22 protein-coding genes and 1 pseudogene are annotated in these 24,051 nt (G+C 70.9%); 12 read left to right on the top strand and 11 right to left on the bottom strand.

The annotated features are described in order from the left end of the window. Nucleotides 1-158: 158 nt before the first annotated feature. Complete coding sequence (gene cysS / locus AAH991_RS28665; protein WP_346229060.1) at nucleotides 159-1,514, bottom strand: cysteine--tRNA ligase; 1,356 nt, start codon at nucleotides 1,512-1,514, stop codon at nucleotides 159-161. Between the two features lie 127 nt (nucleotides 1,515-1,641). Here cysS and AAH991_RS28660 point away from each other — a divergent pair, with 127 nt between their 5' ends. Continuing rightward, a complete protein-coding gene (locus tag AAH991_RS28660) occupies nucleotides 1,642-2,385 on the top strand; it encodes a DUF427 domain-containing protein (RefSeq protein WP_346229028.1) in 744 nt (247 codons plus the stop codon). 27 nt (nucleotides 2,386-2,412) lie between these two features. On the opposite strand, the gene AAH991_RS28655 is transcribed toward AAH991_RS28660, so the two are convergent. After that, nucleotides 2,413-2,565 carry a hypothetical protein gene (locus AAH991_RS28655; RefSeq protein WP_346229027.1) on the bottom strand — a complete coding sequence of 51 codons (153 nt, stop codon included), beginning with the start codon at nucleotides 2,563-2,565 and terminating at the stop codon, nucleotides 2,413-2,415. Nucleotides 2,566-2,618: 53 nt separating this feature from the next. Then, on the bottom strand, nucleotides 2,619-2,906 hold the full coding sequence (locus tag AAH991_RS28650) for a hypothetical protein (RefSeq protein WP_079315904.1): 288 nt from the start codon (nucleotides 2,904-2,906) through the stop codon (nucleotides 2,619-2,621). A 241-nt stretch (nucleotides 2,907-3,147) separates the two neighbouring features. On the opposite strand from AAH991_RS28650, the gene AAH991_RS28645 reads away from it, so the two are divergent. The 5 genes and pseudogenes from AAH991_RS28645 to AAH991_RS40535 all read left to right on the top strand — a co-directional run. After that, entirely contained in the window at nucleotides 3,148-4,626 is a 1,479-nt protein-coding gene (locus tag AAH991_RS28645) for an NsdA family TPR-like regulatory protein (RefSeq protein WP_346229026.1), read from the top strand. Between the two features lie 7 nt (nucleotides 4,627-4,633). Further along, nucleotides 4,634-5,557 carry a phosphotransferase enzyme family protein gene (locus AAH991_RS28640; RefSeq protein WP_346229025.1) on the top strand — a complete coding sequence of 308 codons (924 nt, stop codon included), beginning with the start codon at nucleotides 4,634-4,636 and terminating at the stop codon, nucleotides 5,555-5,557. 211 nt (nucleotides 5,558-5,768) lie between these two features. Then, entirely contained in the window at nucleotides 5,769-5,972 is a 204-nt protein-coding gene (locus AAH991_RS28635) for a cold-shock protein (RefSeq protein ID WP_030511616.1), read from the top strand. Between the two features lie 136 nt (nucleotides 5,973-6,108). Continuing rightward, a complete protein-coding gene (locus AAH991_RS28630; RefSeq protein WP_346229024.1) occupies nucleotides 6,109-7,779 on the top strand; it encodes an alpha-amylase family protein in 1,671 nt (556 codons plus the stop codon). Nucleotides 7,780-7,851: 72 nt separating this feature from the next. Further along, a pseudogene (locus AAH991_RS40535) lies at nucleotides 7,852-8,337 on the top strand (DUF998 domain-containing protein); the annotation flags it as partial. A gap of 75 nt (nucleotides 8,338-8,412) precedes the next feature. Here AAH991_RS40535 and AAH991_RS28615 read toward each other — a convergent pair. The 3 genes from AAH991_RS28615 to AAH991_RS28605 all read right to left on the bottom strand — a co-directional run bounded on the left by AAH991_RS28615 (nucleotide 8,413) and on the right by AAH991_RS28605 (nucleotide 11,958). Beyond that, nucleotides 8,413-9,444: a TolB-like translocation protein gene (locus tag AAH991_RS28615; protein WP_346229021.1), complete on the bottom strand. Its 1,032-nt coding sequence runs from the start codon at nucleotides 9,442-9,444 to the stop codon at nucleotides 8,413-8,415. 71 nt (nucleotides 9,445-9,515) lie between these two features. Beyond that, nucleotides 9,516-10,883: a dihydrolipoyl dehydrogenase family protein gene (locus tag AAH991_RS28610; protein ID WP_346229059.1), complete on the bottom strand. Its 1,368-nt coding sequence runs from the start codon at nucleotides 10,881-10,883 to the stop codon at nucleotides 9,516-9,518. Between the two features lie 97 nt (nucleotides 10,884-10,980). Beyond that, nucleotides 10,981-11,958: a malate dehydrogenase gene (locus tag AAH991_RS28605; protein ID WP_346229020.1), complete on the bottom strand. Its 978-nt coding sequence runs from the start codon at nucleotides 11,956-11,958 to the stop codon at nucleotides 10,981-10,983. Nucleotides 11,959-12,256: 298 nt separating this feature from the next. Between AAH991_RS28605 and AAH991_RS28600 the strand changes: the two genes are divergently transcribed. Further along, nucleotides 12,257-14,110, top strand: a complete 1,854-nt coding sequence (locus tag AAH991_RS28600) for a glycoside hydrolase family 6 protein (RefSeq protein WP_346229019.1) — start codon at nucleotides 12,257-12,259, stop codon at nucleotides 14,108-14,110. A 78-nt stretch (nucleotides 14,111-14,188) separates the two neighbouring features. Here AAH991_RS28600 and AAH991_RS28595 read toward each other — a convergent pair whose 3' ends face one another. The 4 genes from AAH991_RS28595 to AAH991_RS28580 all read right to left on the bottom strand — a co-directional run bounded on the left by AAH991_RS28595 (nucleotide 14,189) and on the right by AAH991_RS28580 (nucleotide 17,252). Further along, nucleotides 14,189-14,365, bottom strand: coding sequence for a hypothetical protein (locus AAH991_RS28595; RefSeq protein WP_346229018.1), 177 nt, complete (start codon nucleotides 14,363-14,365; stop codon nucleotides 14,189-14,191). Nucleotides 14,366-14,456: 91 nt separating this feature from the next. Next, a complete protein-coding gene (gene dapD, locus AAH991_RS28590) occupies nucleotides 14,457-15,425 on the bottom strand; it encodes a 2,3,4,5-tetrahydropyridine-2,6-dicarboxylate N-succinyltransferase (protein WP_346229017.1) in 969 nt (322 codons plus the stop codon). A 19-nt stretch (nucleotides 15,426-15,444) separates the two neighbouring features. Further along, nucleotides 15,445-16,107 (bottom strand): response regulator, encoded by a 663-nt coding sequence (locus AAH991_RS28585; protein ID WP_346229016.1) that lies wholly within the window; start codon nucleotides 16,105-16,107, stop codon nucleotides 15,445-15,447. Next, on the bottom strand, nucleotides 16,104-17,252 hold the full coding sequence (locus AAH991_RS28580) for a sensor histidine kinase (RefSeq protein WP_346229015.1): 1,149 nt from the start codon (nucleotides 17,250-17,252) through the stop codon (nucleotides 16,104-16,106). The genes AAH991_RS28585 and AAH991_RS28580 overlap by 4 nt, the downstream gene beginning before the upstream one ends. Before the next feature lie 131 nt (nucleotides 17,253-17,383). On the opposite strand from AAH991_RS28580, the gene AAH991_RS28575 reads away from it, so the two are divergent. The 5 genes from AAH991_RS28575 (at nucleotide 17,384) to egtD (ending at nucleotide 22,269) form a co-directional block, all read left to right on the top strand. After that, complete coding sequence (locus tag AAH991_RS28575; protein ID WP_346229014.1) at nucleotides 17,384-18,037, top strand: hypothetical protein; 654 nt, start codon at nucleotides 17,384-17,386, stop codon at nucleotides 18,035-18,037. A 107-nt stretch (nucleotides 18,038-18,144) separates the two neighbouring features. Next, nucleotides 18,145-19,269, top strand: coding sequence for an ergothioneine biosynthesis glutamate--cysteine ligase EgtA (egtA, locus tag AAH991_RS28570; RefSeq protein ID WP_346229013.1), 1,125 nt, complete (start codon nucleotides 18,145-18,147; stop codon nucleotides 19,267-19,269). Then, nucleotides 19,266-20,576, top strand: coding sequence for an ergothioneine biosynthesis protein EgtB (gene egtB / locus AAH991_RS28565; protein WP_346229012.1), 1,311 nt, complete (start codon nucleotides 19,266-19,268; stop codon nucleotides 20,574-20,576). Before egtA ends, egtB begins: the two co-directional genes overlap by 4 nt. 4 nt (nucleotides 20,577-20,580) lie before the next feature. Then, a complete protein-coding gene (gene egtC, locus AAH991_RS28560; protein WP_346229011.1) occupies nucleotides 20,581-21,282 on the top strand; it encodes an ergothioneine biosynthesis protein EgtC in 702 nt (233 codons plus the stop codon). A 9-nt stretch (nucleotides 21,283-21,291) separates the two neighbouring features. Next, nucleotides 21,292-22,269, top strand: a complete 978-nt coding sequence (gene egtD, locus AAH991_RS28555; protein WP_346229010.1) for an L-histidine N(alpha)-methyltransferase — start codon at nucleotides 21,292-21,294, stop codon at nucleotides 22,267-22,269. A gap of 279 nt (nucleotides 22,270-22,548) precedes the next feature. Here egtD and AAH991_RS28550 read toward each other — a convergent pair whose 3' ends face one another. After that, the gene (locus tag AAH991_RS28550; protein WP_346229009.1) at nucleotides 22,549-23,910 is read right to left on the bottom strand and encodes a sensor histidine kinase; all 1,362 of its coding nucleotides are present in this window, start codon (nucleotides 23,908-23,910) and stop codon (nucleotides 22,549-22,551) included. Nucleotides 23,911-24,051: the final 141 nt, after the last annotated feature.

The following is a 24,051-nucleotide window of genomic DNA, read 5'->3' as shown; positions in this document are numbered from 1 at the left end:
CTTTCGGCGGTGTCCGTCAGCTGGTGCCGTCATGATTCCCACGAAATGGCCAGAATTATCCTCCGGACGTCAGTTCTTGTTCTTGTAACGTGCGCTCCTCGGTCACCCGCGCGTCGGGGACCGCATGCCGGAGCCGTACCCGGCCGGGCGACCAAGATCTATCTGATAAGCGCGGGGTGCTCGATATGGCGTCGTTTGGCGAGGGCCATCTCAATGTGCTGCTCCATGATCCGCGCGCGTTCGTGATCTCCCTGCCGGGCGCTGGCCGCGGCGAGATCACGGACCACCCGGAGTACGCCCCCCGCGACCTCCTGCAGATGCGTTTCCCGGTGCCAGGTATCGCTGAGCGGATCGAGGCCGAGGACATTCAGCATGGCCCGGACCGACCGGCATTCGCCGGCCGCCCGTTCGCGATCTCCGGACGTCAGCGCGGCGTTGCCCACGGCCACCGCTCTGTGGACGGCCGTCAGGGCCCGCGGCACGTTCAGGTCGTTGTCCATCGCCTCGCTGAACTGCGGGGGGAGGGGCGCGGCGGCGTCGGAGCCCACCCGCAGCACGAACCTCTCGACGCGCCGGTAGGCCGCCGCCGCCTCGTCCATGGCGTCCGGGCTGAATTCCATCGGCGAGCGGTAATGGGCCGCCGCCAGGTAATAGCGGAGTTCGACCGGCCGTACGCGGTCGAGCAGGGCCGGGACGGCCAGCGGGTTGCACGGGTGTTTGCGTATCTTCTCGCCCCGGTGCGTGACCGGTCCATTGTGCAGCCAGAAACGCGCGAAGGAATCCCCGGCGGCCCGCGACTGCGCCATCTCGTTCTCGTGGTGCGGAAATATGAGATTGGCGCCGCCGCCGTGGATGTCGAATTCCGTGCCCAGATATCTGCGGGCCATCGCGGAACATTCCAGGTGCCACCCCGGGCGCCCCTCGCCCCAGGGTGAGCTCCACACCGGCTCGCCGGGTTTCGCGCTCTTCCACAGTGCGAAATCGCGCGGGTCCCGCTTTCCCCGCTCGTTTTCCTCGGCCGCCCGCAGGCGCTCGGCCTGCTGCCGGGAAAGGGACCCGTAGTTCGGGTAGGAGCCGACCGAGAAATAAACGTCGCCGTCGGACTCGTAGGCGTGCCCGGACGCGACGAGCTGCTCGATCATCTCGATCATCTCGGGGATGTGTCCCGTCGCCCGAGGCTCCACGCTGGGCGGAAGGCACCCCAGAGCGGTGTACGTACGGACGAAGGCGCGGTGGACGGGACCGGTGATCCGCCACCAGGGGACCCCCTCGGCGACGGACCTGTGAATTATCTTGTCCTCGATGTCGGTGACGTTCCGGCAGAGCAGCACCTCATATCCGCTGCGTTTCAGCCAGCGGTGCAGGATGTCGAAATTCACCTGCGATCTGAGCTGTCCCACATGAGGCGGCACGACGACGGTGGGGCCGCAGAGATAAATCGACACCATTCCGGGAATTCGGGGGACGAAATCGCGGACGGCGCGGCGATGCGTATCGTAAAGGCGAAGACCCACCCAGCCGAGGGTAAGCGACCTGTTCGCTCGCTGTCGATAGCGCGGGCCGACCCGGGCCCGCACACCCGGAAATGGCGATTGTGAGGCCGGGGGAATAAGGACGATCCGCCCCTTGGTTGGCGCAGGCATGGAGCCGACGAAACGGGGCCGCGTCCGGGTGGAGACGACGGCCAAGCGTGTGCGTGTCTACGCCGAGGGCCGCGCGGTGGCCGACACCACCCGGGCCCTGCTGGTCTGGGAGGTCCCGTACTACCCGACGTACTACTTCCCGGCGGACGACGTCCGCGTGGAGGAACTGAAGGCGACCGCAGAGACGCGGCACTCGCCCAGCAGGGGAGACGCGGTGGTCCACGACGTGGCCGGCCGGCCCGGCGCGGCCCTCGTGTACGGGGACGACGCCCCGCTGGAGGAGATCCGGGGCCATGTCCGCTTCGACTGGAACGCGATGGACAACTGGTTCGAGGAGGACGAGGAGGTCTTCGTCCACGCCCGCGACCCGTACACCCGGGTGGACGTCCTGGCCAGCTCGCGCCACGTCCGGGTGGAGGTGGACGGCGTCACCGTCGCCGACTCGCGCAGCCCGCGGATCCTGTTCGAGACCGGCCTGCCGCCGCGCTACTACCTGCCCAAGACCGATGTGCGGCTCGACCTGCTGCGCCCGTCCGAGACCGTGACCCACTGCCCGTACAAGGGCCGCGCGGTGTACTGGTCGGTCGGCGGGGACGAGTCCGGCAGGGACCTCGTCTGGTCCTACCCGACGCCGCTCGCGGAGTCCCAGAAGATCGCCGGACTGGTCGCCTTCTACGACGAGAAGGTGGACGTGTACGTCGACGGCGTCCTCCAGGACCGCCCGAAGTCGAAGTTCGCCTGACCCCGCCGCGCCGGTCAGTCGAGCGGGTCAGTCGTGCAGGTCGAACTCGACCTCGTCGTCCCAGTTGGGATCCGTGAGGAGGAAGCGGGCGAAGTCTGGGATGTCTCCTTTGAGGCGGCGATGTTCGGCGATGTCGATGACCACCGCCACCTCTTCCCCATGCCGCGCCACGGCGGTCATGACGGTGCTCCTGTCCAGTCTGTCCAGACCAGACTGCAGAAGGGAGGCCCGCGTCAGCGGCGGATGACGTGGAGGACGCTGGCGATGCGCTCGGCGGCGGTGACCACGTCGGAGGCGTGCCCGATCCGGCCGGCCCACGACAGCCAGTACCACCACTCGCCGTCGCTGGCGTTGGACGCCAGCACGTCCTCGGCCATCGTGGGTTCCATAGGGTTGATGACACGCAGTCGCGGATAGAGGCCCGCCGGCGCCGTCAGGCGCACCTGGAAGGAGTGGGCCTCGAGCTGGGCGGCGAGCCGCTCCAGGTGGTCCATCGCCTCGCTGCGGTCTACCGTCGTCATCCTCAGCCTCCGGGGAACGTCAGGACCTATCACCGGAAAGGGTGAACCCGCCACGACCTACCGGCAATCGTGTGGATTCCCCGAAATCGTGCAATAACCAGGGAACTCGCAAGGATTCCGTGGAACACACACGGGTTCCCGAACACGAAGGCATAACAGTCGCGGGAGGTTGTGTGCCTGCGCGTTTACCGTGGGGAAACAACCGTAAACGGGGACCGCTTCACCAGTGGAGGGCGTGCACATGGCCCGCGGAGAGCACTCACCCGCTTGCGCGCGTCGCTGGCGCGAACAGGCACAGGTACGGCAGTGGACGCTCTGGCAGACCGTCCAGGCGATCCACGGGTGCTGCGGCGTCAGCCTGCTGAAGGCCCACCGGCTCGGCCGCGGCTGGTCGGCCCGGCAGGCCATCGAGGAGCTGGAGCATCTGTGTGAGCAGCAGGACCTCGGTCACCCGCGGGCGAGCATCGACCTGCTGAACGCCTGGGAGAACAACCGGGCCCGTCCGCGTCCCCAGACCATCGACCTGCTGGCCCGGCTCTACCGGGCCAACGCCGTACGGCTCGGCCTGGCCGCCGACTACTGCGAGGACGCGGGCGCACAGAAGATCGTCGTGGTCGGGCCGGGCCAGGCCGGCGAGCAGGCCCGGGCCGAGGACCCGGCCCCCGACGACCCGGAGCGCAGGGCGCTGTTCCACCAGGCGATGCTGATGGGCACGCCCAACGGCCGGTTCTTCGCGGAGGTCGAGGGCCTGCGCCACGACCTCGACCGCACGCTGGCCACGGGCACGGTGAGCGAGGACCAGCTCGACCGGCTGGACGAGCAGGTGCTGCGCTACCGCAGGGAGTACATGACGACCCCGCCGACGCCGATGCTCTGCCGGGTCATGCTGGAGATCTCCGACGTGCGCCGGCTGAGCGCCGTCCGCCAGCCGTTGTCGGTGCAGCGCCGCCTGCTCACCGCGACCACGATGCTCACGCTGCTCGCCGCCGACGCGCTGATGAAGCTGGGCGACACCCGCCAGGCCCACGCGTGGTACGGCACCGCCCGCGCCGCCTCCGACGACGTCGGCGACCTGCGGCTGCGGGCGCTGGTGCGGGCCCAGCAGACCATGCTCCTGTACTACTACGGCGACCTGAACGAGACCGTGCGGCTGGCGCGCGAGGCGCGGACGCTGGCGGGATCGGCCCCCAGCTCACCGGCGGCGCTGGCGGCGGCGGCCGAGGCCCGCGCGCTCGCCAGGATGGGGGACGGCAAGGCCGCCAGGATCGCGCTCGCCGAAGCGGAGCAGATCTTCGCCCGCATGCGCGGAATGAGCCAGGACGACCTGGCCTTCGTCTTCACGGAAAAGCGGATGAAGTTCTACCGCACCGGCACGCTGATCGAGCTGGGGGACGCCCAGCAGGTGCAGGGCATCGACGGGTTCCCTCCGGGCTTCCAGACCATCGACCCGGCGCTGATCCTGCTGGACCAGGCGAGCCACCTGGCCAGGAACGGCGACCACGAGGAGGCCTGCCGGATCGCCGCGGACGCGCTGCGGCAGGTCCCCGCCGAGCACCGCACCTCGATCGTCGTCACGCGGGCCAGGGCCCTGCTGGCGGACGCCGACCCCGCGTTGCCCGCCGTACGGCGCCTGCGGCGGGTGCTGGCGGAGTCGACGCCCACGCTCGCCCTCAGCGGGCTGTTCCCCGCGACGGACTCCCCTGCCGCCGAGAACGCGTGAAACCGCCATGAGGACGATGGAGCCGGCGCCGCTGGCCGAGGAGGCGTTCAGGGTCCTGCGCGAGGTCTGCGCGACGATCGGGGCGGACGCGCGGGGCGCGCAGCTCCTGCGGCTGCGCAGCAACGCGGTCTTCAAGCTGCGCGCGGACGCGGGCGGCGGGGAGATGGTGGTGCGGATCGCGACCGCGCCGGACGCGCTGACCCGGCTGCCGGTGGTCGTGGCGGTCGCACGCTGGCTCGCCGACCGGGGCTTTCCGACCGTGCGGCCGGCCGACGAGATCGCCGACCAGCCGATCGTGCACGACGGCCGGGCGGTCACCTTCTGGCGGTACGTCCCCTCCCGCGGCCGTCCGACGACCCGGCAGCTCGGCCGGGTGCTGCGCAGCCTGCATCGGGAGCCGGTGCCGCCGGTGGGGCTGCGGACGCTGACCGACCCGCTCGCGGAGGTGCGGCACGCGGTGGAGCACCGGGCCGAGGTGCTCACCGCCGGCCAGCGGTCGTGGCTGAGCGACCGCATCGAGGAGCTCACCGGGCGCTGGCGCGACCTCGACACCGGGTCGCCGGTGCTGCTGCACGGTGACGCCTGGATCGACAACCTGCTGCGGTGCCGGGACGGGCATGTGGTGCTGTGCGACTGGGACGGCGTGGCCGTCGGCCCGCGCGAGTGGGACCTGGTGCACACCTACCACGGGCAGCGCCGCTTCGGCCTGTCGACGGCCGACGTGGACGAGTTCGCCCGCGCGTACGGCTCGGACCTGCGGCTGTGGCCCGGCTACGGCACGCTGATGGAGGTGCGGGACATGTACGCCGTGGGCATCCACATCCGTAACGCCTCCGGCGATCCGTTCTCCCGGCAGGAGCTGCCCCGGCGGCTCGACTCGCTCACGCGCGGTGACGGGCACGCGCGGTGGTATATGGCGGCACCGGCATAGCTCCGGGTAATCGTGGGTACTCTCCGGACAGGCTGCGAGTGTCGCAGTGGACAATTCCTGAAAACATGGTTTGTAAAAAGCGCACCCGGGTCATCCCGGCGGCGGATATGCGCGCGCTTCCAGCGTCTCACGCGGTCGCGCAACGATTCCGCTACGCAGCCTCATATCTCTGACCTGGGGATATGGTGCGGCTTCCAAGAAGGAGAAGCAGTTGTCTGAAGGCACTGTCAAGTGGTTCAACGCCGAAAAGGGCTTCGGTTTCATCGCTCCGGACGACGGCACCGCTGACGTGTTCGTTCATTATTCGGCGATCACCTCGAACGGTTACCGGACGCTGGACCAGAACCAGCGGGTCAGCTACGTGACCGTTCAGGGCAACAAGGGACCGCAGGCCGAACAGGTCACGCCGCTCTAAGACGTGACTCATGGTGACATCGCGGTCGTGACCGGCCGCGCCTGCGGTACCACGTCGGCCCGCGCCGCTGCGGCGGCGCGGGCCCGATGTTTTGCCGTTCTTTTACCGGGCATCGGGAACGGTCATGAGATTGAGCATGACCTCCGATCTGTGGTGGAAGAACGCGGTCGTGTACTGCCTCGACATCGAGACCTTCGCCGACGGCAACGGCGACGGGATCGGTGACTTCAGGGGGGCGATCCAGCGCATCGACCATCTGGACCGGATGGGCGTGACGTGCATCTGGCTCATGCCGTTCTTCCCGACGCCCGACAAGGACGACGGCTACGACATCACCGACTTCTACAGCGTCGATCCGCGGCTGGGCACGCTCGGCGACTTCGTCGAGTTCATGCGCGTGGCCAGGGACCGCGGCATCAGGGTCATCGCCGATCTCGTGGTCAACCACACCTCCGACCAGCACCCCTGGTTCAAGGACGCGCGTTCCAGCCGGGACTCCCGCTACCGGGACTGGTACATCTGGTCGGACAAGCCGGAGCCCGACGACCCCAACGGCATCGTCTTCCCCGACGAGGAGGACAGCCTCTGGGAGTACGACGAGAAGACCGAGCAGTACTACTTCCACCGGTTCTACCGGTTCCAGCCCGACCTGAACACGGCCAACCCCGAGGTGCAGGACGAGATCTCCCGGATCCTCGGCTTCTGGATGGAGCTGGGCCTGTCGGGCTTCCGGGTGGACGCCGTGCCGTTCCTCATCGAGCAGGTCACCGACAGCGACGACCTGCCCGACCCGCACGAGTTCTTCGCCTGCCTGCGGGCCTTCCTCAGCCGCCGCGACGGCAGCGCCATCCTCCTCGGCGAGGTGAACCTGCCGTACGACGACCTGGTGCGGTACTTCGGCAACGATCTCGGCGACGAGATCACCATGTGCTTCGACTTCATCACCATGCAGCGGACGTACCTGACGCTGGCCCGCCAGGACGCCGGTCCGCTGGCCGCCGCCCTGCGGGAGCGGCCGTCCCCGCCCAAGGACTCGCAGTGGGCGACGTTCGTCCGCAACCACGACGAGCTCACGCTCGACAAGCTGAACGACGCCGAGCGCGAGGAGGTCTTCGCGGCCTTCGGCCCCGACAAGGACATGCAGCTGTTCGGCCGGGGCCTGCGGCGACGCGTGCCCACGATGCTGGGCGGCGACATGGACCGGATCAAGATGGTCTACAGCCTGCTGTTCTCCCTGCCGGGCACCCCGGTGCTCTTCTACGGCGAGGAGATCGGCATGGGGGAGAACCTGGAGTTGGAGGGCCGCCAGGCCGTCCGCACGCCGATGCAGTGGACCCCCCACCGCAACGGCGGCTTCAGCGACGCCGACCCCTCCAAGGTGCGGATTCCCATGCCCACCGGGGACTTCGGCCCGGAGAAGGTCAACGTCAGCGCGCAGGAGCGCGACCCCGACTCGCTGCTGTCCTGGATCACCCGGCTGATCCGGCACTACCGCGACTGCCCGGAGCTCGCCTGGGGCCAGTACACGGTGCTCGACACCGGCGCGGCCGCCGTGTTCGCCCACCGGGCCGACTGCGACGGCGAGACGGTCGTGGCCGTGCACAACCTCGGCGAGACCGAGACGGAGGTGGAGATCACGCTGGACGGGCTCGACTCGTCCAAGGTGCTGACCGACCTTCTGGTGGACGGCACGGTCGAGATCTCCGACGACGGCCGGGCCCGCTTCCCCATGAGCCGGTACGGCTGCCGCTGGTTCCGCGCCTCCACCCCCGAGACGGCCCCGGCGGATTCCGCCGACGTCTCCTAGGGGTTCCCTCAGGGGCGGCTCGGGTGGATCTCCGATGGGCCGTCGCCCTCCCCGCGGCCACAGTGAAGAGCCATGGGGATGGTCTTGGGATACGTGCTGGTGGCGATCGGCGCCGCGGCGATGTTCGCGTTACATCTGGTGGCGGGGCTCGACCCGCTCACCGACATGATCAGCGAGTACGCCTTCGCGCCGCACGGATGGCTGCTGCCGGTCGCGCTGACGGCGATCGCCCTGGGCTCGGCCGTCCTCGCCGTACGGCTGTCGCGGCTGGACCGGCGCGCGGCGCTGCTGGTGGGCGTGTGGGGCGCCTGCCTGCTGCTGGTGGCCGGGTTCCCGACCGATCGGCCGGGGCTGTCGCTGTCGGTGTCCGGCGGCATCCACCGCTATGCCGCCTTCGTCGCCTTCGTCAGCCTGCCGGTGGCCGGGCTGCTCGTCGCCCGGGCCACCCGCTCGCGATTGGTGCGCGTGCTGTGCGCCGTCGCGCTCGGCTCGCTGCTCCTCGTGGTCCTGCCGTACGCCTTCCGGATGCTGCACCTCGACCCCGGCACGGTGCCCGCCGGGCTCACCCAGCGCCTGACCGTCTTCTCCGAGGTGGCGGCGCTGGTGGCCATGTCCGTGTCGGCGGCGGCGGGATCAGCCGCCGCAGCTCTGGTAGCTGAAGGTGCCGGCCCTGACCTTGTAGTCGTCACGTACCCGGGTCCTGCCCGTCCGGGTGTCGACCCTGAGGATGGTCACGCGGTCGACCTTCGCCGAGCGGATGAGATGGAGCGTGACCTCGTGCTCGCCGGTCCAGTCGATCATCTCGATCCAGGCGTCCGGCGGCAGGGAGATGCCGACGGAGCCGGTCGTCCGGTCGGTCGTCGCGTCGTAGAAGCGCAGCCGCGCCTTCTCGCCGCCGACGCTGACGAACGCGACCGTGCGGTCGTCGGCGGACAGCGCCCACGGAACGTTCCCCGCCACGATCTGCGGCGGCACGACGCGCGCGAGCTCCTCGCCCCCGGTGTCGTAGACGGCCAGCCCGGTGGTGTTCTCGTCGGTGTCCTGCTGCACGAGAACGGCTGAGCCGTCGCCGCTGAAGCCGCTGAACGTGCCGAACGCCGGGACCGTGCCGGTTTCCCTCGCCCCCGCGACGTCGAAGATCCGAGCCCGGCTGGTGCCGTCCTTCACGGTGTAGCCGAGGACCAGGCGCGCCCCGTCCGGGGAGAGCCGCACCCAGGTGTCGTCCATGGCGACGCCGCGGGGGAGGGCCTTCTCCGGCATGACGTGCACCGGGCCGTGGAACTCGCGCACCACCAGGCGGTGGTCGGACTTGCGGAAGTAGGCGACCGACTCGCCGTCGCCGCTCACCGACAGCGGGGCCTGCCTCTCCTTGTTCGGCTTGCCCTTGGTGTTCAGCGGCCACACCATCGCGTCCTTCAGGGGCACCCGGCCCCCGTCGAGCAGGTCCAGCCGCCAGGTGTGGCAGGGTATGGAGCCCAGATTCTTGTCCGGGCACGCGTCCACCGACGCGTACCGGATCGAGTGGTGGGCCGAGTGCCGCATGGGGGGCGTCGTGCGGGCCATGGCGGGCACGGCCGCCGCGGAGATCGTGAGCGTGGACAGGGCGAGGCCGATCAGCGCCCGTGTGATCGGCCCCGGCGTGACAGGCAGGGTGGGGTGCCGCATGACTGTCTCCTTTCTGAGAGGTCATGCATTGGACCCGCCCCCCGCTTCGCCGGTTCGTCACAGTTCAGTTGCTATACGTGGCCGTCGAGCGTCTCCAGCGCGTCCTCGATGGTCCGGTGGAAGGTCGGATAGGTGTACATCATGTGCCGCAGCCGCGTCGTGGGGATCTCGTTCTGCACGGCCACCACCAGCGCGCCGAGCACCTCCCCACCGGCCGGCCCGGCGCTGGTGGCGCCCACCAGCACGCCGCGCCGCGCGTCCTCCACCAGCTTGACGAAGCCCTCGTGCCCGGCCCCGTGGATCCAGCCGCGGGCCGACTCGTCGACGTGGGCGAAGCCCACCCGTACGTCGAGCCCGGCCTCCCTGGCCTCCCGCTCCGTGAGGCCGACCGAGCCCACCTCCGGGTCGGTGAACGTGACCCGGGGCACCGCCCGGTAGTCGGCCGCGGGACCGCCCTCGCCGAGGATGTCGCGGGCCGCGATCCTGCCCTGGTAGACGGCGACGTGCGTGTAGGCTCCCCGGCCGGTCACGTCGCCCACCGCCCACACGCCGTCGGCCGCGCGCATCCGATCGTCCACGGCGACGAACCGGGCGCTCTCGTCGAGGCCGGCCTCCGCCGCGCCGATCGCGGCCAGGTCGGTCCTGCGGCCGGTGGCGACCAGCAGACGCGTGGCGTGGAGGGTCCGGCCGTCCTCCAGCGTCAGGGTGAAGCCGGCGTCGTCGTGCCGCACCCGCGCGGCCCCGACGCCGGTGTACGCCGTGAGGCCCTCGCCGGCGAACACCCGGGCCAGCAGCACGCCCGCCTCGGGCTCCGCCTGCGGCAGCAGGCGGTCGGCGGCCTCCACGACCGACACCCGCGTGCCGAACCGGGCGAACACCTGGGCGAGTTCGCAGCCGACCGCCCCGCCGCCCAGCACGATCAGCGACTCGGGCGCCTGCCGCGTGGTGACGGCGTTGCGGTTCGTCCAGTACGGCGTGCCCTCCAGGCCGTCGATCGGGGGGATGTCGGGGCTGGTCCCGGTGGCCAGGACGATCCCGCGCCGGGCCCGCAGCACCCGGCCGTCCACGGTCACCTCACGTGGCCCGGTGATCCGGCCGCGGCCCCTGACGAGGTGGACGCCCGCGCTCTCGAAGTGCTCCGCCTTGGCGTCGTCGCTCCAGCCGTCCGTGGCCTCGCCGGTGATCCGGTCGATCACCGGGGCCCATTTCGGGGACACCCGGACCGAACCGGCCATGCCGGGCACCCGGCGTGCCTCGGCCAGCAGTCCCGCGGCCCGCACCATCATCTTGGAGGGGACGCAGCCCCAGTAGGCGCATTCGCCCCCGATCAGGCGGGCCTCCACCCCGGCCACGCTGAGGCCGGCCTCCGCCAGCCGTCCCGCGACGCCCTCTCCGCCCGGCCCCAGACCGAGCACCACCACGTCGTACATGCCGTCCATGCCGGTCAACTGCCCAGACGGAGCCGTAGCGCACGGGAAACCCGGGGAAAACGCGAAGGGCGGGCCGGTCGCCGGCCCGCCCCTCGCGTGACAGCTCTCAGATCAGGCCGAGCGCCCGAACGGCGTCCCGCTCCTCGACCAGCTCGCCGACCGAGGCGTCGATCCGCTCGCGCGAGAACGCGTCGATCTCCAGGCCCTGGACGATCTCCCAGCGGCCGTTCCTGGACACCACCGGGAAGGAGGAGATGAGGCCCTCCGGCACGCCGTACGAGCCGTCGGAGGGGATGGCGGCCGAGGTCCAGTCGCCCTCGGGCGTGCCGTTCACCCAGTCGTGGACGTGGTCGATCGCCGCGTTGGCCGCGGAGGCCGCCGAGGACGCGCCGCGCGCCTCGATGATGGCGGCGCCGCGCTTGGCGACGGTCGGGATGAAGGTGTCGCGCAGCCACTCCTGCTCGACCTGCTCGGCCGCGATCTTGCCGCCGACCTCGGCGTGGAAGAGGTCCGGGTACTGCGTGGCGGAGTGGTTGCCCCAGATCGTCATCTTCTTGATCTCGGCCACCGGCACGTTCAGCTTGGCCGCGAGCTGCGAGAGCGCGCGGTTGTGGTCGAGCCGGGTCATCGCGGTGAACCGCTCGGCCGGCACGTCGGGAGCCGCGGACTGCGCGATGAGCGCGTTGGTGTTGGCCGGGTTGCCCACGACCAGAACGCGGATGTCGTCGGCGGCGTGGTCGTTGATGGCCTTGCCCTGCGGGCCGAAGATGCCGCCGTTGGCCTCGAGGAGGTCGCCGCGCTCCATGCCCTTCGTGCGCGGGCGGGCGCCGACGAGCAGCGCGACGTTGGCGCCGTCGAAGGCCTTGGCCGGGTCGTCGGAGATCTCGATGCCGCGCAGCAGCGGGAACGCGCAGTCGTCGAGCTCCATCGCGGTGCCCTCGGCCGACTTCACGGCCTGCGGGATCTCCAGAAGGCTGAGCTTCACCGGGGTGTCAGCCCCGAGGAGCTGGCCCGAGGCGATGCGGAAGAGCAGCGCGTAACCGATCTGGCCGGCCGCGCCGGTGACGGTCACTTTGACGGTCATGACGTTCCCCATTCGCGATATGTGTGACTCACGGATGCTACCCGTCGGGCCTCGCCGGCTCGCATCGGCCCTCTGGCCATGCGTTTCACCTGCGAAATGGTGAAACTTTCACGAAACACGCAAGTGACTTCAGACGTAACACCATGACGGAATCCCTGCTCGGACGCGGGGCGCGCATCAGGTCGCGACCTTGCCGCCGGGCCGCCCTTGACGGGTCCCTGTACGGCGCCGGAGGTGGTGCCTATGGTTCGTGGGAGCGCTCCCAAGCGCAGCAATCATCGCCAGGAGGACCTTCCCAATGAGATCCACCCCCCGACCGGGAGCCGTGGGCTCCACGGTGCGCCGCGGCCTGGTCGCGGCGGCCGTGCTCGCCCTCGGCGCCACGGCGGCCGTCGCCACCGCCACATCGGCGAGTGCCGCGGTCGCCTGCAAGGTCAACTACACCGCCAGCCAGTGGCAGGGCGGCATGTCCGCCAACCTGAGCATCCAGAACCTGGGCGACGCGCTCAACGGATGGACGCTCACCTTCACCTTCCCCAACAGCGGCCAGAAGGTCGGCCAGGGCTGGTCGGGCAACTGGAGCCAGTCGGGCAGCACCGTGACGGTGACCCCGATGGACTGGAACAAGCAGCTGTCCAGCGGCGGCTCGACGAGCATCGGCTTCAACGGCACCTGGAGCGGCAGCAACCCGACGCCGACCGACTTCAAGATCAACGGCGTCAGCTGCAACGGCACCCAGCAGTCGCCGACCCCGCCGGTCTCCCCCTCCGCCCCGGTCTCCCCCTCCGCGCCGGCGTCGCCGACCCCGCCGGTCTCCCCGTCTCCGGTGGTGTCGCCCTCCGCGCCGGCGTCGCCGACTCCGCCGGTCTCGCCGCCGCCGCCCGGGGTGCACGTGGACAACCCGTACGCGGGCGCGGACGGCTACGTGAACCCGGACTGGTCGGCCAGCGCGAAGTCCGAGCCGGGCGGCTCGCGGGTCGCCAACATCTCCACGGCCGTCTGGCTGGACCGCATCGCCGCGATCACCTCCGGCTCGGCCGGCAACAACAGCAAGGGCCTGCGTGAGCACCTCGATGAGGCGGTCAAGCAGGACGCGGCCAACGGCAACACGCCTCTCACGATCCAGGTCGTCATCTACGACCTGCCGAACCGCGACTGCTCGGCGCTCGCCTCCAACGGTGAGCTGAAGATCGCGGAGAACGGCCTCGCGCGGTACAAGAGCGAGTACATCGACGTGATCGCCGGGATCATGGCGGACTCGAAGTACTCGAACCTCCGCATCGTGACGGTCATCGAGCCCGACTCGCTGCCGAACCTGATCACCAACGTCAGCAACTTCCAGGCGTGCCAGGAGGCCCAGTCCTCGGGCGCCTACGTCCAGGGCGTGCAGTACGCGCTGAACAAGCTGCACGCGATCAGCAACGTGTACACCTACGTGGACGCGGCTCACCACGCCTGGCTCGGCTGGGACAACAACTTCCAGCCGATGGTGAACCTCTTCCACCAGGTCGCCACCGGCACCACCGCCGGCGTGAACAGCATCGACGGTTTCATCGTGAACACCGCCAACTTCGCCGCGCTGACCGAGCCGTACTTCAACATCAACACCTCGGTGAACGGCCAGTCGGTGCGTCAGTCGACGTGGGTCGACTGGAACTGGTACGTGGACGAGTCGTCCTTCGCGACCGCTCTCCGCAACGCGCTGGTGGCGAAGGGCTTCCCGAACACCATCGGCATGCTGGTCGACACCTCCCGCAACGGCTGGGGTGGCTCGGCCCGCCCGACCAAGGCGAGCACGTCCACCAACGTGAACACCTTCGTCAACGAGTCGCGCGTCGACCGCCGGATCCACGCCGGCAACTGGTGCAACCAGTCCGGCGCCGGTATGGGTGAGCGGCCCAAGGCGAACCCCGCCCCCGGTTTCGACGCCTACGTCTGGATCAAGCCTCCGGGTGAGTCCGACGGCTCCAGCTCTCAGATCCCGAACGACGAGGGCAAGGGCTTCGACCGGATGTGCGACCCGACCTACGGCGGTAACAACCTGAACGGCAACAACCCGTCCGGTGCTCTCGCCGGCGCCCCGGTTTCGGGCCACTGGTTCTCCGCCCAGTTCCAGCAGCTCATGCAGAACGCCTACCCGCCCCTCTCGTAACACGAGGCGCGAGTGACAGCGGGCCCCGCCGCATCCGCGGCGGGGCCCGCCCCTTTTTCCGTACGGCCACGAGACCGGTCAGCTGTAGTGGCCGGACCTGCTGCTCCGGGTGAGCTTGAGCACGACCGACACGATCAGCGCGATCGCGCCGATGATCAGAACCCACTTGAGCGCACCGAAGATGAGCCCGATGACGGAACCGAGAAGGAAGAACCCGACGATGACGGCTGCGGCGATGAGGAGAATGCGTCCCATGCCTTCACCGTACGGGCCGTCATCCCGCCGGTTACAGGGCCGAAGGCCAAGTTCAGGGCAGACTCAGGGTCAATTCAGGGTCTCGGTATCCCTAGTCGTTGGCGTGTAGCGCCGCGTTGAGCTCGATGCCCCTGCTGTCGCGGGACACCGCCTCGACCGCGCCGGTCGTCGAGTTGCGGCGCAGCAGCAGACCCGACTTGCCCGACAGCTCCCTGGCCTTGACGACCGTCCCGTCCGGCAGCGTGACCTTGGTGCCCGCCGTGACGTACAGCCCGGCCTCCACCACGCAGTCGTCGCCCAGCGAGATGCCCACGCCGGCGTTGGCCCCGAGCAGGCAGCGCTCGCCGATCGAGATGACCTCCTTGCCGCCGCCGGACAGCGTGCCCATGATCGAGGCACCGCCGCCGACGTCGGACCCGTCGCCCACGACGACCCCGGCGGAGATGCGGCCCTCCACCATCGAGGCGCCGAGCGTGCCGGCGTTGTAGTTGACGAAGCCCTCGTGCATGACGGTGGTGCCGCTCGCCAGGTGGGCGCCGAGCCGTACGCGGTCGGCGTCGGCGACCCGCACGCCGGAGGGCAGCACGTAGTCGACCATCCGGGGGAACTTGTCCACGCCGTAGACGGTCACCGGGCCCCGGGCCCGCAGGCGCAGCCGCACCTCCTCGAAGCCCTCAACCTTGCACGGGCCGTGGTTGGTCCACACCACGTTGGCGAGCAGCCCGAAGATCCCGTCGAGGTTGATCGAACGGGGCCGGACCAGACGGTGGGACAGCAGGTGCAGGCGCAGGTACACGTCGTGCGCGTCGGCCGGCGGGGCCGACAGGTCGGCGATGCCGGTGCGCACGGCCACGACCTCGACGCCCCGGGCGGGGTCGGGGCCGACCAGGTCCGCCATGCCCTCGCCGAGGTCCTCGCCCGCGATCGGCTCGGTGCCCACGGCCGGGGGCTCGCCCAGCGCCGGGAAGGGGAACCAGGTGTCCAGCACGGTGCCGTCCGCGGCGATCGTGGCGAGGCCGATCCCGTACGCACCCGAGGTGGTGGAGTCGATAGCTGTCATGTGCACCTACGCTACCGGCTCACGGGGAGGGGTCTCCTGGGCGGACGACACCCGACTCGTAGGCGTACCGGACGGCCTGGGCACGGTCGCGCAGGCCGAGCTTGGCCAGCAGGCGGTTCATGTGCGTGCTCACCGTCGCCTCGCTGATCGACAGCGTGCCCGCGATCTCGCCGTTCGACAGCCCCTGCGCGACCAGGCGCAGCACCTGCTCCTCCCGCGGCGTCAGCCCGGTCTCCGGCGGTGGCGTAACGGGTTGCGTGCGGCGGTAGGCGTCCACGACCCTGCCCGTGACGGCGGGGTCGAGCAGCAGTTCGCCGCGGGCGGCGCTGCGGATCGCCGCGAACAGGTGCTCGGGCGGCGAGACCTTGAGCAGGAAGCCGCTGACCCCGGCGTGCAGGGCGTGGTCGAGGTTCTCGTCGGTGTCGTAGGTCGTCAGCATGATCACACGCGGCGGCTCGGGCGCGGACAGGATCCGCCGGGCCGCCTCCAGGCCGTCGAGGCGTGGCATCGCGATGTCGAGGAGCACGACGTCGGGCCGCAGGCTCCGGGCCAGCTCCACGGCGCGTTCGCCGTCGGACGCCTCGTCCAGCACGGCGAGATCCGGCTGGGTGCCGATGACCAGGCGCAGCCCGGCCCGGATCATCGCCTGGTCGTCGGCGATGAGAATGCCGATCCGGCTCACAGGGGCAGCACCGCCCGGACGCCGAAGCCGCCCGAGGCGAGCGGTCCCGCGGTGAGCGTGCCGTGGAAGAGCGCGGCCCGTTCCCGCATGCCGATCAGCCCGTGCCCGCCCTCCGGCCCGCTTTGCTGCCTGGGGCCGCGCGCCCGCGTCCTGCCCCGGCGCGGGCCGTGGTCGACGACCTCCAGGTGCAGCTCCCCGGGGCGGTAGTCCACCGTGACCACCGCCCGGGTCGGGCCGGCGTGCTTGAGCGCGTTGGTCAGCGCCTCCTGCACGATGCGGTAGGCCGAGAGGTCGAGACCGGCGGGCAGCGGCACCGGGTCACCCCGCACTTCCAGGGCCACCTCGAGCCCCGCCGCCCTGACCTGGTCGAGCAGGTCGTCCAGCCGGTCGAGGCCGGCCTGGGGACCCGCGTCCGCCTGCGGCCCGCGCAGCAGGCCGAGCATCCGGCGCAGCTCGTCCACCGCGCCGCGGCCCGTCTCCTCGACCGACGCGAGCACCTGCCGCTCGCGTTCCTGGTCCTCGCGCAGCATGAGCCGTACGCCGCCGGTCTGCATGGTCATCACGCTGACGCTGTGGGCGACGATGTCGTGCAGTTCGCGGGCGATGCGGGCGCGCTCCTCCGACACCGCCTCGCGGGCCAGCAGCTCGCCGCGCTCGGCGGCCTGCGCGGCGATCACGCGGTGCCGCCGCACGGCCAGGCCGGCTCCGGCCGCGATCGCGGACATCACCACCGCCACGGCGACGTCGCCCGGCCCGGCCGGGGGAGACGAGGCCGCCAGCATGGAGACGACGTACGCGCCGCCCGCGACCATGCCGGTCACGGCCTTCACACTGCCCGGCCGTACCTCCGACAGCAGGGTGAACAGCAGCACGAGCTCGGTGTAGAACTGCCAGGCCGCCGCCATCTGGGGGGCGAGGACGAACAGCAGGACGTTGACGGCGGAGTAGACGCACAGGATCGCGAAGGGGACGCGGCGCCGGAACAGCACGCCGGCGGCGGTGACGGCCCCGGCGGCGATCCAGACGGGGAGATCCTCGCGGGAGGGGCCCATGGAGCGCCCGCCGATCTCCTCGGCGATCGCGAACAGGCCCACGGCCACCGCGACGAGCCAATCGACGAGCGTGGGGGGACGGCGGTGCAGCATGACGCAGAGGGTAACGGTCGTCCGGAATGCACCGTTCCACTAATCCGGCTCCACGAATCCGCCTGTAGGCGGACATGTCGTCAAAACGTGCTTTGACGACAGCACGGGGGGCGATCCGTACGGTCCTCCGCATGATTGCCAACGCGAACACCTTCCGCCGCGTCGCGGCGGGCACGAGCCTCATCCTCGCCCCGCTCTGCCTGCTCCTCGGCATGGCCGCCGACCCGTCCGAGCCCGGGGTCGAGGACCCCCTCGCATACGCGAACAACCCGGGCGCCGTGGGCGTCAGCGCGACGCTCCTCCACTACGCGTGGATCCTGTGGGTCCCCGGGGTGATCGGCCTCGTCCACCTCGTACGCGGGAGGGGCGTGGTGCTCGCCAACATCGCGGGCGTGGTCGCGGTCCTCGGCCTCATCAACTTCTCGGCGCTGATGATCTCGGACTTCTTCGACATCGTGGCGTTCCGGATGTTGCCGGTCGACCAGGCGGAGAAGCTCATGCAGGACGCGGCGCAGCCCGCGATGACCATCGCCTGGCAGATGCCCGGGATGATCGGATCGTTCCTCGGCCTCGTGCTCGTGGCCGTCGCGTACGCCTGGGGAGGCCGGGCCGGATGGTGGTTCCCGGCCGGCGTGCTCGCCGGCATCCTCGTCTGGCTGTTCGGCGCGAGCGCGTGGAACCTCGTGCTGGGCCTCGGCGGCCCCGTCATCCTGCTCGTGGTCTTCGGCATCGTCGGCGTCGCGATGATCCGGATGCGCGACGAGGACTGGGCCACCGCCGCGTGACCTGGGTGAACGCCCTGTTTCAGTGGGTTTCTGGTTGAAAGAGGTGATTACGGGGAAAGTTGACTCGGCACCACCGAGTCGGCAAACCTCGGCCCGTTGGGGGGCGAATGACCGACGTGCAGAACTACGCCCGGGACTGCTTTCGCGGAGTCACCTCCGACCGGCTGGGCGTCGAGCTGGAGTTCCTGGTTTTCGACGCCGAGGACCCCGTGCTCCACGTCCCCGTCGCCAGGATCGCGGACGCGCTCCCCACGCTCCCCGGCGGCAGCCGGGTGACGTTCGAACCGGGCGGGCAGCTCGAACTGTCCGCCCCGCCGGACGTCCTGCCCGTCGCGATCGCGAAGCTCACCGCCGACGTCGGCGCCGTACGGCTCGCGCTCGCCCGGGCCGGGCTGCGACTGGGCGGCCGGGGCCTGGACACGCTCCGTCCGCCCCTGCGCCAGTTACGAGAGCCCCGGTACGAGGCGATGGCCGCCTTCCTCGGCCGCCCGCACGGCCTCACGATGATGTGCTCGACCGCGTCCGTCCAGATCAACCTGGACTTCGGCGACGATCCCCGGGTCCGCTGGGAACGCGCGCACGCGCTCGGCCCGGTGCTGGTGGCGGCCTTCGCCAACTCGCCCGCGGGCGGATGGGCCTCGGGCCGCCAGGCCGTGTGGGGCAGGCTCGACCCGAGCAGGACCGCGCCGGTCGCGCGCGGAGGCGATCCGGCGGACGACTGGGCGCGTTACCTCCTCGACGCCCGGCTCATGCTGATCCGGGGAGCCGGCGGCTTCGTGCCGGTCCTCGACGGCTCGGCGTTCCGGGACTTCGCCCGCGTGGCCGGGCGTCCCCCCGGCGAGGACGACCTCGCCTACCACGCCACCACGCTCTTTCCGCCCGTGCGCCCCCGGGGCTGGCTGGAGGTGCGCTACCTCGACGCGCAGGGGGCCGCCGAGTGGCCCGTGTGCGTGGCCGTCGTCCACGCGCTCGTCACCGACGACAGGGCCGCCGGCGCCGCGCTCGAAGCGGCCCGGCCGGTCGCGCACCGGTGGGCGGACGCCGCCCGGCTCGGTCTCGCCGACCCCGAGCTGCGCCGGTCCGCCTCCGCCTGCTTCCGCGCCGCCGCCGAGGCCCTGCCCCGCCTCGGGGCCGGGCCCCGGCTGGTCGCCCGGGTCCGTGCGTTCGCCTCCCGGCACATCGAATCCGGCCGATCGCCGGCCGCCGACCAGATGGAGGAGATGTACGCGTGACCGATCTCGACGCCGTCCTGGGCAACGCCGGCCCGACCGGCCTGAAGGAGCGGATCGCGGCCGAGCTCGAGGCCGTACGCGAGCGGTCGCTCGCCTACACCGACACCGACGACGACATGCTCGTGCGCCAGCACTCGCCCCTGATGTCGCCGCTGGTCTGGGACCTCGCGCACGTCGGGAACTACGAGGAGCTGTGGGTGCTGCGGGAGGTGGGCGGCATCGAGCCGCTGCGCCCGGAGATCGACCACCTCTACGACGCGTTCAAGTACCCCCGCAAGGACCGGCCCTCGCTGCCGCTGCTCGGCCCGGCGGAGGCCAGGAAGTACATCTCCGGCGTACGCGGCCGGGTGCTCGACGTCCTCGACCTGGTGGACCTGACCGATCCCGCCCCGCTGCGGTCCGGCGGCTACGTCTTCGGGCTGGTGCTGCAGCACGAGCACCAGCACGACGAGACGATGCTCGCCACGCTCCAGCTGTCCCGGCGGCCCGGCCTGGTCCGCGACGGGGAACTGCCGCCGGGCCGGCCCGCCGGTGAGCCGGAGGTGCACATCCCCGCCGGGGTCTTCACGATGGGCACCGACACCGTGGCCTGGGCGTACGACAACGAGCGGCCGGCCCACCGGATCTACCTGCCGGGCTACTGGATCGACCGCCATCCCGTCACGAACGGGGCGTACATGGAGTTCGTCGAGGACGGCGGCTACCGCGATCCGCGCTGGTGGCTGCCGCAGGGCTGGGAGTGGGCCGAGCGGACCGGCGTGGAGGCCCCGTTGTTCTGGACCAGGGACGGGGACACCTGGTGGCGGATCCGCTTCGGCCGGGAGGAGCCCGTGCCGCCGGACGAGCCGGTGCAGCACGTCTCGTGGTACGAGGCCGACGCGTACGCCCGGTGGGCGGGCAAGCGCCTGCCGACCGAGGCCGAGTGGGAGAAGGCGTGCGGGGGTCGCAGGTACCCCTGGGGCGAGGCCGACCCCGGCCACCTCGGGCGCTGGGCCAACCTCGGCCACCGCGCCGCCCGGCCCGCGCCCGCCGGGGCCTTCCCGGACGGCGCGAGCCCCTACGGGGTGGAGCAGCTCATGGGAGACGTGTGGGAGTGGACGGACTCCTGGTTCCAGCCCTATCCCGGCTACCGCTGCTTCCCCTACGAGGAATACAGCAAGGTCTTCTTCGGGGAGACCTACCGGGTGCTGCGCGGCGGGTCGTGGGCCACCCACCCCTCCGCCGTGCGCACGACCTTCCGCAACTGGGACTACCCGATCCGGCGGCAGATCTTCGCCGGGTTCCGCTGCGCCCGCTCGGAGGACTGAGGGGATGTGCCGCCACGCCGCGTGGCTGGGCCCGGAGCGGTCCCTGGCCTCGTTGATCAGCGACCCCGAGCACGGGCTGCTGCGCCAGTCGTACGCGCCGCGCATGCAGAAGTACGGGACGGTGAACGCCGACGGGTTCGGCTTCGGCTGGTACGACGGCCCGCGGCCCGTCCGGTACCGGCGTACGGTGCCCATCTGGGGGGACGCCAACATGCCCGGCCTCGCCGCCGTGGCACGGTCGTCCTGCCTCATCGCGGCGGTCAGGTCGGCCACGGCCGGCATGCCGATCGAGGAGAGCGCCACCGCGCCGTTCGCCGACGGGCCCTGGCTGCTCAGCCACAACGGCCGGGTCAGGCGCGAGGCCGTCAGGCCCCTCGCGGCCGACGCGGAGAGCGCGTGCGACTCGGCGTGGCTGGCCGCGGCCGTGTTCGCCCGGTTGCGGGACGGCCTGCCGCTCGCCGGCGTCCTGGCCGAGGTCGTCCGCGCGGCGGCCGAGGGCGACGGCGAGGCCCGGCTCAACCTGCTCGTCACGGGAGGCTCGCACCTGGCCGCCGTCGCGTGGGGCGACACGTTGTTCACGCACCTGGAGCGGGGGGTGCTCGTCGCCAGCGAACCGCTGGACGACCGGCCGGGCTGGCGGGCCGTGCCCGACCGGAGCCTGCTGCTCGCGTCCCCCGACGGCGTCTCGGTGACACCCATCGATTGAGAGGCGATCATGGTTACCGATCATCTCGGCGGCGACTACCTGCGCCAGGCCCTGGAGAACGACGTACGCGCCGGGCTCACCTCGTCACCCAAGTGGCTGCCCCCCAAGTGGTTCTACGACGAGGCGGGCAGCGAGCTGTTCTCCCGGATCACCCGGCTGGCGGAGTACTACCCCACCCGGCGCGAGCTGGAGATCCTGCGCCGCCGCGCCGTCGACGTCGCGGGCCTCAGCCGCGCCGACACGCTCGTCGAGCTGGGCTCGGGCACCAGCGAGAAGACCGTGCTCCTGCTCGACGCGCTGGCCAACGCCGGGGCGCTGCGGGCCTACACGCCGGTCGACGTCGACGCCGTCACGCTGGCGGCCGCGGCCGAGCGGCTCGCCGTACGGTATCCGGGTCTGGACGTGCGGCCGGTGCGCGCCGACTTCGAGCAGCACCTGGGGCTGCTGCCCAGGGCGGGGAGGCGGCTGGTGGCCTTCCTCGGCGGCACGATCGGCAACCTGCCGCCCGCCGCGAGGGAGGTGTTCCTCAAGGAACTGCGGGCCACGCTGCGGCCGGGCGACACCCTGCTGCTCGGCACCGACCTGGTGAAGGACCCCGTCCGCCTGGTCAGGGCGTACGACGACGCGCAGGGAGTGACGGCCGCCTTCAACCGCAACGTGCTGCACGTGCTCAACCGGAAGCTGGACGCCGGCTTCGAGCCGGAGGCGTTCGAGCACGTGGCGCTGTGGGACGAGGACAACGACTGGATCGAGATGCGGCTGCGGGCCACCCGGCCGATGGAGGTCCCGATCAGGGCGCTCGGCCTCACGGTCGCCTTCGCCGAGGGCGAGGAGATGCGCACCGAGATCAGCGCCAAGTTCCGCCGGGAGGGAGTGCTCGACGAGCTGTCCCGAGCGGGTTTCGCGGTCTGCCGCTGGTACACCGACAGCGCCGGCGACTTCGCGCTGACCCTCGCCGCCGTCCCACCCCCCCGCTCCATCGCGTGATCTTGTAGTTTGTCGCAGGCATCCTGCGTGACCTGCGCCGACGCCCTTCGTGATCATGCAAAAATCGCTGGACTTGCACACTGACCTGGGCGATCGCCGTTCGTGATCACGCAGTTCGATCACATGGCCGGCCGCGGTGCGCAGTGCATGATCACGATCGGGGTTACGCCTGGTCGGTGGCCAGATGCCGGTGGAATTGCATGATCACGAAGGGTGAAAGGCCTGGTCGAGGGTGGTCCGTGCGACAAACTGCAAGATCACGGCAGTTGGGTGGTGGGGTCAGGAGCCTGCGGGCAGTGGCAGGCGCAGGACGAAGCGGGCGCCGCGCGGGGAGTCCTCGACCCGGAGCGTCCCGCGATGGGCGTCCGCCGTGACGCGGCACAGGGCGAGGCCCAGCCCGGTGCCTTTCGGGTCGCGGCGGCGCCCGTCCTTCAGACGGACGAACGGCTCGAAGACCCGCTCGCGGTCCTCTGGCGCGATGCCGTCGCCGTCGTCGAGCACGGTGACGACCGCCTCGTCGCCGGCCCGCTCGACCGTGACCGCCACCTCGCTGTACGCGTGCCGCTGCGCGTTGACCAGCAGGTTGGTCAGCACGCCGCACAGCTGGACCCGGTTGCCGAGCACGGTCACCTCGTCCTTGACCTCGGTCCGCACGGGCACGCCGTCGGTGCGGGCGGCGGCCTCCTCCCGCGCGAGCGCCCCGAGGTCGACCGGCTGGGGTTCGGTGGCCGCGGCCGTGCGCACGCGGGCGACCGTGAGCATCTCGTCGATGATCGCCTGGCACCGCTCGGTGGTGCGCACCGCCGTCCGGATCGTCTCGTACGGATCGGTCTCCTCGCGGTAGAGCAGGGCCTCCTCCAGTTGCGTGCGCAGCCCGGCGAGCGGGGTGCGCAGCTCATGGGAGACCATCGAGGCGAAGTGTCGCTGCTGGCGCACGGAGGTGTCGAGGCGTTCGAGGAAGTTGTTGGAGGCCCGGGCGAGCTCGGCGATCTCGTCACGCCCGGGTGGCTGGGGGACCCGCAGGCTCAGGTCGCGAACGCTGATTTCCGTCACCCTCTCGCGAATCTCTCTGACCGGACGCAGCGTGCGCCCCGCGGCACGCCAGCTCGCCCAGGTCCATCCGGCGGTCATCAACAGCACTCCGATCGCGGTGAACAGTTCCAGCCGCCGCGTGGCCAGGAGGCCGGGCTCGGTCCTGCCCGCGTACACGGCGTGCGGCTCGCCGTTCCAGAACAGCCGGGACTGCACCGGCAGAACCCGTACGGCGGTGAGCGCGACGCACCGCCCCTTGTCCGGGCACTCGATGCGGTACTGCAGGCGGTCCTCCCCCGTGGGGAAGGGGGAGGTCAGCGGGGGCCTGCCGCTCGCCGCCCGGCTGGCGGTGATCACGCGGTTGCCGGAGTCGACGAGCTGGACGAGATCGCCGTGCGTCGCCGGCGGCGCGGGGATGCCGTTGGGGCCCATCGAGGCGATCCAGTCGGTGGCCACCCGCTGCGTGTCCATGAAGAGGTGACTGTGGATCCGGTTCCTGATGGCGATGTCCACACCGGTCCCGATCACCGTCAGGACGACCAGGGAGACGATCGCGCTCATCGCGGCGGTCCGCGCCTGGATCGAGCGCGGGCGTAAAAAGTTGGGCATGCGCCCGCCCGCCATGAACCCTCCCTTGTCGTCCGTAATGCAATGCTCAGGAAAAAAAGGTTAATAAGAGATGTCCGGAATCAGGGTCGCCCGGACGCTTTGGATCACAACCCTTGCGATTTCCCGGTGAAGGGTTGACGG

Source organism: Microbispora sp. ZYX-F-249 (assembly GCF_039649665.1).
In the GTDB taxonomy this organism is placed as follows: Bacteria; Actinomycetota; Actinomycetes; order Streptosporangiales; family Streptosporangiaceae; genus Microbispora; species Microbispora maris.
Note: the sequence above shows the minus strand (reverse complement) of the source record. Positions and strands in the feature narration are given on the sequence as shown.